Genomic DNA, 10,228 nt, shown 5'->3' on the forward strand with positions numbered 1-10,228 from the left:
GCTGGCCGGGGTGCCGCCGCTGGGTGAGCGCATCGGTAACTTCGGATCGGCTCCCGCGCTGGACCCGGGGCTGGCCAACAAGGTCAGGGCGGTGGCCGTGTTCGGCAATCCCGGCAACCGGTTCAACACGCCCCTGTCGACGGCGGGCCAGTTCGCCGGCCGTGCGATCGACATCTGCAGCCCCGGTGACCCGGTGTGCGTGGTCGGCGGTCGGGACCGGGATGCCCACCACGATTACGGCGTCCCGCCCTACCCCGGGCAGGCGGCGTCGTTCATCGCCGGACTGGTGTAACTCAGGCCCTTGGCTCGCGGTGAGATACTGCGAGAATGCCCACCACCGCATTGGACAGCGTCGAGGATGTCGTGCGGCGACGGGGTTCCGACCTGGTTGAGCTGTCCCACGCCATCCACGCCGAGCCCGAGCTGGCGTTCGCCGAGCATCGCAGCTGCGCGAAGGCCCAGGCGCTGGTCGCCGAACGCGGTTTCGAGATCACCGCGTCCGCGGGTGGCCTCGACACCGCCTTCCGCGCCGAATTCGGCAGCGGGCCGCTGACTGTCGGGGTATGCGCCGAGTACGACGCGCTGCCGGAGATCGGGCACGCCTGCGGCCACAACATCATCGCAGCGTCGGCGGTGGGCACCGCGCTGGCGCTGGCCGAGGTGGCCGATGACCTGGGCCTGCGGGTGGTGCTGATCGGCACCCCCGCCGAGGAGATGGGCGGCGGCAAGGCGCTGCTGCTGCGGGCCGGGGTGTTCGACGACGTGGCGGCGGCGGTGATGCTGCATCCCGGACCGGCCGACATCGCCGCGGCCCGATCGCTGGCGCTGTCGGAAGCGACCGTGCACTACCGTGGCAAGGAATCCCATGCCGCCGTCGCGCCGTACCTGGGGGTCAATGCCGCCGACGCCGTGACCGTCGCGCAGGTGGCCGTCGGGCTGTTGCGGCAGCAGCTGGCCCCGGGCCAGCTCGTGCACGGGATCGTCACCGACGGGGGACAGGCGGTCAACGTCATCCCGGGTCACGCGACGCTGGAGTATGCGATGCGGGCATTCGAGTCGGAGTCGCTGAGACAGCTGGAGGGCAGGATGTACGCGTGCTTCGCCGCGGGTGCGCTGGCCACCGGCTGCGAATACGAGATCGAGAATCCGGCACCCGCCTACGACGAACTCCGGCCCGACGAATGGCTGGCCGACGTGTTCCGGGAGGAGATGCGCCGGCTCGGCCGCGAGCCGGTGGCCCGCGAGGTCGAGGCGGCGCTGCCGATGGGCAGCACCGACATGGGCAACGTGACGCACGTGCTGCCGGGGATCCATCCAGTGGTCGGGGTCGACGCCGGGGGCGCCACGGTGCACCAGCGCGCGTTCGCCACGGCCGCCGCCAGCCCCAGCGGGGACCGCGCCGTCGTCGAGGGCGCGATCATGCTGGCCCGCACGGTGGTTCAGCTGGCCCAGGCGCCGGCCGAACGCGACCGCGTGCTGGCCGCGCAGGAACGGCGCGCGTACGCATGAGCCTCGCCGACGCCGCCACGTCCTGGCTGGCCGCCCACCACGACGACCTGGTCGAGTGGCGCCGGCACATCCACCGCTACCCCGAGCTGGGCCGCCAGGAGTACGCCACCACCCAGTTCGTCGCCGAACGGCTGGCCGACGCCGGGCTCAACCCCAAGGTGCTGCCCGGCGGCACCGGATTGGTCTGCGATCTCGGGCCCGAACACGAGCCGCGCATCGCGCTGCGGGCCGACATGGACGCGCTGCCCATGGCCGAGCGGACCGGCGCGCCCTACACCTCCACCATGCCCAACGTCGCGCACGCCTGCGGCCATGACGCCCACACCGCGATCCTGCTCGGCACCGCGCTGACCCTGGCGTCGGTGCCGGAGCTGCCGGTCGGGGTGCGGCTGATCTTCCAGGCGGCCGAGGAGCTGATGCCCGGCGGCGCGATCGACGCCATTGCCGCGGGCGCGATCAGCGGGGTGGCGCGGATCTTCGCCCTGCACTGCGACCCGCGGTTGGAGGTCGGCCAGGTCGCGGTCCGGCACGGCCCGATCACCTCGGCGGCCGATCAGATCGAGATCACCCTGCACTCGCCGGGCGGCCACACGTCCCGTCCGCACCTGACCGCCGACCTGGTCTACGGGCTCGGCACGCTGATCACCGGGGTGCCCGGGGTGTTGTCCCGCCGCATCGACCCGCGCAACGGCACCGTGCTGGTGTGGGGTGCGGTCAACGCGGGGGTGGCCGCCAACGCCATCCCGCAGAGCGGGGTGCTGGGCGGCACCGTGCGCACCGCGAGCCGGCAGACCTGGGTGGGCCTCGAGGAGATCATCCGCGAGACCGTGTCGGCGCTGCTGGCACCGCTGGGCATCGACCACACGCTGCAATACCGGCGCGGCGTGCCGCCGGTGGTCAATGAGGACGTCTCGACCCGCATCCTCACCCACGCGATCGAGGCCATCGGCCCGGACGCGCTGGCCGACACCCGCCAGTCCGGCGGGGGCGAGGACTTCTCCTGGTACCTCGAGGAGATTCCCGGTGCGATGGCGCGCCTGGGCGTCTGGTCGGGCCAGGGGCCGCAGCTGGATCTGCACCAGCCGACGTTCGACCTCGACGAGCGCGCCCTGGCGATCGGGCTGCGCGTGATGGTCAACATCGTCGAGCAGTCGGCCGCGTTCTCGCTGCCCTAGCTTGTGGCGCGCACGACGTGCTCGGCGATGTGTGCGTAGGTTCGCCGGGTGACGTCGGTCGCCGCGCTCATGATGTTGTAGCCGTGGTCGACGTCGGCCACCTCGTGATACTCCACCAATGCCCCTGCGGCATCGAGCTTTTCGGCGTATCTGCGGGCTTCGTCGCGAAGCCGATCGTGTTCGGCCGTCACGACCAGCGCCGGTGCGATACCCGCGATTCCGTCGGCGTTGCCGCCCCAGGCGGGAGAGGCCAGGCGGTCGCGCCGCTGTGCCGGATCGGGCACGTAGGCGGTGTCGAACACCTCGCCCATCCAAGGTTTGAGCACCGCCCGGCGGCCGATCGTCGAGCGCTTCTCGCGGGCGGGCGTCACCAGGTCCAGGGGCGCGTAGTGCAGCACCTGCAACGCGATGCGTGGCCCGCCGTTCTCCAGCGCCAGCCGCGCCGCCGCCGCGCTGAGGCTGCCGCCCGCGCTCTGGCCGCCGACGCACAGCCTGCCGCCGTCCCAGTCGCGGTCGGGGGAGGCCGCCCAGCACACGATGTCGTAGACCTGGTGCGGCGCCGCGGGAAAGCGGTGACGCGGCGCCAGCACATAGTCCGGGTTGATCACCACCACGCCCGCGTTCGCGGCGAGGTATCGGCACCACGGATCGTCTTGTTCGGGGTGCCCGACCACGAAACCCCCGCCGTGCACGTTGACGTAGACGGGCGGGTTCGCCGTGCCGGCCGGCGGGTGGTAGACGGTCGCCGCTACGGGACCGTGCCGGGCTCCGATGGTGACCTCGGTGGTCCGGCCGGGCAATTCCTGGAAGCGCACGGCGGCCTTGGGGGCCGGGTTGACGACGGCGGCGAACGTACGCGCCAGCGCGTCGGCGACCACCGGCGTGGAGAGAATCGACACGGGCCCTAGGAGCTCGTTCCCGGGCCGATGTTGTGGGCCGGCCTGGTCCGCAGGTTGTGCACGTAATCGGCTGGCGCTCCGGCGATTTCGGCCGCGTCGGCCATCACGCCGAGATATCGCGCGGACGGCAGCCCGCCCTCCCAGGCGTCCAGCACATACAGCCACGCCAGCACGGGATCGGTGCTGGTGTCCGACGAGATGCGCTCCACCCGGCAGCGGATCTTCTTGTGCACCCCGAACTCCGAGCCCTCCCACCGGTCGAGGTTGTTCTCGTCGGCCGGGGTCATGTCGTACAGGACGACGAACACCTTGGAATTCGGATCCTCGACGACGGTGGCCAGCGCGCCTTCCCAGCCGATGTCCTCGCCCCCGAACGTCAGGCGCCACCCGTGTAACCAGCCCGTTCCGGCCATCGGCGAATGGGGTGCGCGCTTGAGCATCTGCTCAGGATCCATGTTCGACCCGTAGGCGGCGTAGAGCGGCACGGGGAAAGCTTAGACGTCACAGGCGCGGGCGGTCTTCTCTGAAGCGCTTCGCCGGGCTGCAAGCGGGCGGGTCGCCCCGCTAGGTTGGGGCTGTGGCGACCCGCATCGTGATCCTCGGTGGAGGCCCGGCCGGTTACGAAGCTGCGCTGGTGGCGGCGACCTCACATCCCGACACCACCCACGTCACGGTGATCGACTCCGACGGGATCGGCGGCGCGGCCGTGCTGGACGACTGCGTGCCGTCCAAGACGTTCATCGCCTCGACCTGGTTGCGCACCGAGTTGCGCAGGGCGCCGCGGCTCGGCTTCGACATCGACATCGACGACGCCAAGATCTCGCTGCCGCAGATCCATGCCCGGGTCAAGCAGCTCGCCACCGAGCAGTCGGCCGACATCACCGACCAGCTGCTCGGCATGGGCGTGCACGTGGTCGCCGGGCGCGGCGAGCTCATCGACCCCACGCCGGGACTGGCCTGCCACCGCATCAGGGCGACCGCCCCCGACGGCACCACCAGCGAGTTCGAGGCCGACGTCGTGCTGATCGCGACGGGCGCCAGCCCCCGGGTCCTGCCTTCCGCGCAGCCCGACGGCGAGCGGATCCTGACCTGGCGGCAGCTCTACAACCTGGAGGCGCTGCCCGAACACCTCATCGTGGTCGGGTCGGGCGTCACCGGAGCCGAGTTCGTGCACGCCTACACCGAGCTGGGCGTGCCGGTGACGGTGGTCGCCAGCCGGGACCGGGTGCTGCCCTACGAGGACGCCGACGCCGCGTTGGTCCTGGAAGAGGCGTTCTCCGAGCGGGGCGTCGAGCTGGTCAAGAACGCCCGCGCCCAATCGGTGACCCGCACGGGGGACGGCGTGCTGGTCACCCTCGCGGACGGGCGCACCGTCGAGGGCAGCCACGCGCTGATGACCATCGGGTCGGTGCCCAACACCGGCGGCCTCGGCCTGGACCGCGTCGGCATCGAGCTGGGCCGCGGCGGCTACCTGACCGTGGACCGGGTGTCGCGGACCTCGGTGGCCGGCATCTACGCCGCCGGTGACTGCACGGGCCTGCTGCCGTTGGCGTCGGTGGCCGCCATGCAGGGCCGCATCGCGATGTATCACGCGCTGGGCGAGGGCGTCAGCCCCATCCGGTTGCGCACGGTGGCGGCGACGGTGTTCACCCGGCCGGAGATCGCGGCCGTCGGGGTGCCGCAAACGATGATCGACGACGGATCGGTGTCGGCCCGCACGATCATGCTGCCGCTGCGCACCAACGCGCGGGCCAAGATGTCCGGGCTGCAACAGGGATTCGTGAAGATGTTCTGCCGGAAGTCCACCGGCGTGGTGATCGGCGGCGTGGTGGTGGCTCCCATCGCCTCCGAGCTGATCCTGCCGATCGCCGTCGCCGTCCAGAACCGCATCACCGTTACCGAGCTGGCGCAGACGCTCGCCGTTTACCCGTCGTTGTCCGGTTCGATCACCGAGGCCGCTCGTCGGCTGATGGCGCACGACGATCTCGACTAGCCTGGGTTCGACACCGTCCTACTGACGAGTAACCCGGTGAGGAGTCCTCTGCCGTGACCGATCCGATCCACGCGCCCACCGAGCTCGGCTCGCCGGCGTCCGTGCTGGGACCGCAACATCGCGAGGTGGCCTGGGAGCGGCTCGGCACCGAGCAGTTCGACGTCGTCGTCATCGGCGGCGGCGTGGTGGGCTCGGGTTGTGCGCTGGATGCCGCCACCCGCGGGCTCAAGGTGGCGCTGGTCGAGGCGCGCGATTTCGCGTCGGGCACGTCCAGCCGGTCGTCGAAGATGTTTCACGGCGGGTTGCGGTATCTCGAACAGCTGGAGTTCGGGCTGGTGCGTGAGGCGCTCTACGAGCGGGAGCTGTCGCTGACCACCCTGGCGCCGCATCTGGTCAAGCCGATGCCGTTCTTGTTTCCGCTGACCAACCGCGTGTGGGAGCGGCCGTACATCGCCGCAGGCATCTTCCTCTACGACCGGATGGGTGGCGCGAAATCCGTTCCCGCGCAGAAGCATTTGACCCGCGCAGGCGCGTTGCGGTTGAGCCCGGGCCTCAAACGCAGCGCCCTGATCGGCGGAATCCGCTACTACGACACCGTCGTCGACGACGCCCGGCACACCATGACCGTCGCGCGCACCGCCGCCCACTACGGCGCCGTGGTGCGAACCTCCACCCAGGTGGTCGCCATGCTGCGCGAGGGCGACCGGGTGACCGGCGTGCGGGTCCGCGACTCCGAGGACGGGTCGATCACCGAAGTCCGCGGCCACGTCGTCGTCAATGCGACCGGCGTGTGGACCGACGAGATCCAGGCATTGTCCAAGCAGCGCGGGCGATTTCAGGTGCGCGCATCCAAGGGCGTGCACGTGGTGGTGCCGCGCGACCGCATCGTCAGCGACGTCGCCATCATCCTGCGCACCGAGAAGTCGGTGATGTTCGTCATCCCGTGGGGCAGCCACTGGATCATCGGCACCACCGACACCGACTGGAACCTGGACCTGGCCCACCCCGCCGCCACGAAGGCCGACATCGATTACATCCTGCAGACGGTCAACACCGTGCTGGCCATCCCGCTGACCCACGCCGACATCGACGGCGTGTACGCGGGGCTGCGGCCGCTGCTGGCCGGCGAGAGCGAGGAGACCTCCAAGCTGTCGCGCGAGCACGCCGTGGCGGTGCCCGCGCCGGGATTGGTGGCCATCGCCGGCGGCAAGTACACCACTTATCGGGTGATGGCCGCCGATGCGATCGACGCCGCGGCCCAGTTCGTCCCGGCCCGCGTGGCGCCCTCGATCACCGAGAAGGTCAGCCTGCTGGGCGCCGACGGTTACTTCGCCCTGGTGAATCAGGCCGAACACGTTGCGGCGCTGCAGGGTTTGCATCCGTACCGGGTGCGGCACCTGCTGGACCGCTACGGTTCGCTGATCGGCGACGTGCTGGGTCTGGCCGCCGGAAACGTCGACCTGCTCAGCCCAATCAAGGAGGCGCCGGGCTACCTGAAGGTGGAGGCCCTTTACGCCGTCACCGCCGAGGGCGCGCTGCACCTGGAGGACATCCTGGCCCGCCGGATGCGCATCTCGATCGAGTACTCGCACCGGGGCGTCGACTGCGCCCGCGAGGTGGCCGACGTGGTCGCGCCCGTGCTGGGGTGGAGTGCCGCGGACGTCGAGCGTGAGGTCTCGAACTACTCCGCGCGGGTGGAGGCCGAGATCTTGTCGCAGGCCCAGCCCGACGACGTGTCGGCGGACGAGCTGCGGGCGAGCGCCCCGGAGGCGCGCGCCGAGATCCTCGAGCCGGTGCCGTTGAATTGAGGCCCGCGCCGCTTCCCGTGCGCGACGGGCTCGGCCCGGCGCGGGTGCGGCTGCGCGGCGGACCGGTCCTGGCCGAGCTGACCGAGCGGTTCGGCGCGCCGGCGCGGTCGAAGGTGCTGGCCGGGGAGGTGGTCGACGCCGACGGTGCAGTGGTCGACGAGGCCACGGAGCTGCCCGCCGGATCACACGTGTTTCTCTACCGGGAGCTGCCTGATGAAGTTCCGGTGCCCTTCGACATTCCGGTGCTTCATCGCGACGCCGACATCGTGGTCGTCGACAAGCCGCACTTTCTGGCCACCATGCCCCGCGGCAGGCACGTGGCTCAGACGGCGCTGGTGCGGCTGCGCCGGGAGCTGGGCCTGCCGGAGCTGAGCCCGGCGCATCGGCTGGATCGGCTGACCGCGGGCGTACTGCTGTTTACCGCGCGCCGCGAGGTGCGCGGCGCTTACCAGACGCTGTTCTCGCGCGGGTTGGTGCGCAAGACGTATCTGGCGCGCGCCGCCGTGGACCCGGCACTGGTGTTGCCGCGCGTGGTGCGCAGCCGAATCATCAAGCGGCGCGGGGTTTTGCAGGCCGTCTGCGAACCCGGAGCGCCCAACGCGGAAACGCTGGTGGAACTCCTTGCCCCGGAGGGCCTATACCGGCTGACCCCGCGCACCGGGCGCACCCACCAGCTGCGCGTGCACATGGCCGCCCTTGGCGTGCCTATCTACGGAGACCCGTTGTACCCCAACATCATTGACGTGCCGGCCGATGACTTCAGCACGCCGCTGCGGCTGCTGGCGCAGCGCATCGAATTCGACGATCCGGTGACAGGAGTCCGCCGCGAATTCGTCAGCCGGCGATCGCTGGGCTGATTTTGTCGGACGGTTTGTCGGACGCCGATGGCTTGCCGGGCGCTCGTTCTAGGTGGACAGTCGTACTGAATCCTCGAACGCTACGGAGGCGCCGATGGAAATCGTGCCGTCGGGCCTGGGCTTCGCGGCGGAAATATGCGGAGTCAGCATCCAGGACGTCGCGGCATCGGAGGCCGCGTACGCGGCGGTACGGGCAGCGTTCGAGGAGCACTCAGTCCTGGTGTTCCGCGATCAGGACGTCACCGATGAAGCGCAGCTTGCCTTCTCCCGCCGCTTCGGCCCCCTCGAGGTCACCAAGGTCGGTTCGGAGGGTCATGGCACCAACCTCGTGATCCTCAAGACCCTCGACGAGGCGGGCAACGTCGTGCCCGAAGGCCACCGACTTGCCCTCGAGAACAAGGCCAACCAGCTCTGGCATACCGACAGCTCGTTCAAGCGCGTGCCGGCGCTCGCTTCGGTGTTGTCGTCGCGCGTCATTCCGGGGCAGGGAGGTGAGACCGAGTATGTCTCCACCCGCCTCGCCTTCGAACGCCTCGATCCCGCGTTGCAACGGCGGCTGGAAGATTGCTTCGCCTGGCACGAGTACGCCTATTCGCGCGGCAAGATCGCGGCCGACCTCGCCGGCCCGGCCGAGCGTGCGGCGCTGCCGCCGCAATGCTGGCGTCTGGTGTGGCGAAACCCGGCCAATGGCCGCAAGGCGCTGTATCTGGCCTCGCACGCGTACGCGATCGAAGGCATGGAGCAAGAGGCGGCACGGGAGCTGATCGCCGACCTGACGGAGGCGGCGGTTGCCCGTGAGGCCCGCTATGTGCACTCATGGCGCGAGGGCGACGTGGTGATGTGGGACAACCGCGCCGTCATGCATCGCGGCCGGCCGTGGCCGGCGAGGCAGCCGCGCTTCATGGTTCGGAGCACCATTTCCGCGACGGCCGCGGACGGGCTGGAGACCATGCGGTTGTCGTAGCCTGGTGCCATAATCGAATGTATGTTCGATACCAGGGTTTCGTCGCCGGAGGTGCTTGCCGCGTTCGACGAGCACTTCGAGCGGCGGTATCCGTCGCGGACGGAGGAGTCGGCGGCGATGCTTGCCGAGGCCGGCGGGTGTGTGCGGGCGGAGAATCGGGCGGTGGCCGGGCAGCTGGCGGCGATCGGAAGCTGTTTGCTCATCGGTTGTCGCGGTGCACTGAGACTGAGGAGTGGGCGGTGGACACCGAGGCGGCGGTGGCCGCGGAGGTGGCCGCGGAGTTGCGGATCGGTCAGGGGTTGGCGGCCAGTCGGGTGCGGTATGCGCGGGCGCTGCGCGAGCGGTTGCCGCGGGTGGCGGCGGTGTTCGCCGCCGGGGACATCGATTTTCGGATGGTGCAGACGCTGGTGTTTCGCACCGATCTGATCACCGATCGCGACGTGGTGGCGGCCGTGGATGGGCAGTTGGCCGCGCAGGTGGCCCGGTGGCCATCGCTGACCCCGGCCCGGTTGGCCGCTCAGGTTGACCGAATCGTCGCGAAGGCTGATGCCGATGCGGTGCGCCGGCGCCGGGACCGCGCGGCGGGCCGCGAGGTGTGGATCGGGGATATGGGCGATGGCCTGGCGCGCATCGAGGGGGTCCTGTTCAGCCCGGATGCCCGCGCACTCGAGAAGCGACTGGACGCGGTGGCGGCCACGGTGTGTGCGCATGATCCGCGTAGCCGTGAGCAGCGCCGTGCCGATGCGTTGGGGGTGTTGGCCGCGGGCGCGGATCGGCTGGGCTGTCGGTGTGGGCGCCCCGACTGCGCGGCGGGCGCGCGCCCGGCGGCCGGTGCGGTGGTGATTCACGTGATCGCCGAACAAGCCGCCCTCGACGGCACCGGCGCGGCGCCGGGATGGATCAACGGCACCAGCTTGGCCGAGGCGGCCAACTCGGCGACCAGCTCGGGCGGGATCAGTCCTTCGGCGCCCAGCTGGAAGCCCGGCGCCGCGCCGGTGCCGTCGAGGGCGGCTTGTTCGGCGA

At 70.6% G+C, this 10,228-nt stretch carries 10 protein-coding genes and 1 pseudogene; 8 read left to right on the forward strand and 3 right to left on the reverse strand.

The window, feature by feature from the left end:
- The 3 genes from A5697_RS26750 to A5697_RS26760 form a co-directional block, all read left to right on the forward strand.
- Positions 1-292: cutinase family protein (locus A5697_RS26750; RefSeq protein WP_156673471.1), on the forward strand; the 292-nt coding region annotated here is incomplete at its 5' end.
- A 35-nt stretch (positions 293-327) separates the two neighbouring features.
- Complete coding sequence (locus tag A5697_RS26755; RefSeq protein WP_068012760.1) at positions 328-1,509, forward strand: M20 family metallopeptidase; 1,182 nt, start codon at positions 328-330, stop codon at positions 1,507-1,509.
- A complete protein-coding gene (locus tag A5697_RS26760) occupies positions 1,506-2,684 on the forward strand; it encodes an amidohydrolase (RefSeq protein ID WP_068012762.1) in 1,179 nt (392 codons plus the stop codon). Before A5697_RS26755 ends, A5697_RS26760 begins: the two co-directional genes overlap by 4 nt.
- Here A5697_RS26760 and A5697_RS26765 read toward each other — a convergent pair.
- Both A5697_RS26765 and A5697_RS26770 read right to left on the reverse strand, forming a co-directional pair.
- Positions 2,681-3,499, reverse strand: coding sequence for an alpha/beta hydrolase (locus A5697_RS26765; RefSeq protein WP_068012771.1), 819 nt, complete (start codon positions 3,497-3,499; stop codon positions 2,681-2,683). The two genes, A5697_RS26760 and A5697_RS26765, sit on opposite strands and share 4 nt — an antisense overlap.
- Positions 3,500-3,588: 89 nt before the next feature.
- Positions 3,589-4,068: a gamma-glutamylcyclotransferase gene (locus A5697_RS26770; RefSeq protein ID WP_067945835.1), complete on the reverse strand. Its 480-nt coding sequence runs from the start codon at positions 4,066-4,068 to the stop codon at positions 3,589-3,591.
- Between the two features lie 92 nt (positions 4,069-4,160).
- On the opposite strand from A5697_RS26770, the gene A5697_RS26775 reads away from it, so the two are divergent.
- From A5697_RS26775 to A5697_RS26795, 5 genes and pseudogenes are all read left to right on the forward strand, one after another.
- Positions 4,161-5,576 (forward strand): NAD(P)H-quinone dehydrogenase, encoded by a 1,416-nt coding sequence (locus A5697_RS26775; protein ID WP_068012763.1) that lies wholly within the window; start codon positions 4,161-4,163, stop codon positions 5,574-5,576.
- 53 nt (positions 5,577-5,629) lie between these two features.
- On the forward strand, positions 5,630-7,384 hold the full coding sequence (locus A5697_RS26780; RefSeq protein ID WP_068012765.1) for a glycerol-3-phosphate dehydrogenase/oxidase: 1,755 nt from the start codon (positions 5,630-5,632) through the stop codon (positions 7,382-7,384).
- Complete coding sequence (locus A5697_RS26785; protein WP_082953611.1) at positions 7,381-8,241, forward strand: pseudouridine synthase; 861 nt, start codon at positions 7,381-7,383, stop codon at positions 8,239-8,241. Before A5697_RS26780 ends, A5697_RS26785 begins: the two co-directional genes overlap by 4 nt.
- Before the next feature lie 94 nt (positions 8,242-8,335).
- Positions 8,336-9,205, forward strand: coding sequence for a TauD/TfdA family dioxygenase (locus A5697_RS26790; RefSeq protein WP_068012769.1), 870 nt, complete (start codon positions 8,336-8,338; stop codon positions 9,203-9,205).
- A gap of 17 nt (positions 9,206-9,222) precedes the next feature.
- Positions 9,223-10,086 (forward strand): annotated as a pseudogene (locus A5697_RS26795) (DUF222 domain-containing protein); the annotation flags it as partial.
- Here the strand turns inward: A5697_RS26795 and A5697_RS28850 are convergent.
- Positions 10,050-10,178, reverse strand: coding sequence for a hypothetical protein (locus A5697_RS28850; RefSeq protein ID WP_369806155.1), 129 nt, complete (start codon positions 10,176-10,178; stop codon positions 10,050-10,052). The pseudogene A5697_RS26795 and the gene A5697_RS28850 overlap by 37 nt on opposite strands.
- Positions 10,179-10,228: the final 50 nt, after the last annotated feature.

The sequence above is a fragment of the Mycobacterium sp. E3251 genome (genome assembly GCF_001666835.1).
Taxonomy (GTDB): Bacteria; Actinomycetota; Actinomycetes; order Mycobacteriales; family Mycobacteriaceae; genus Mycobacterium.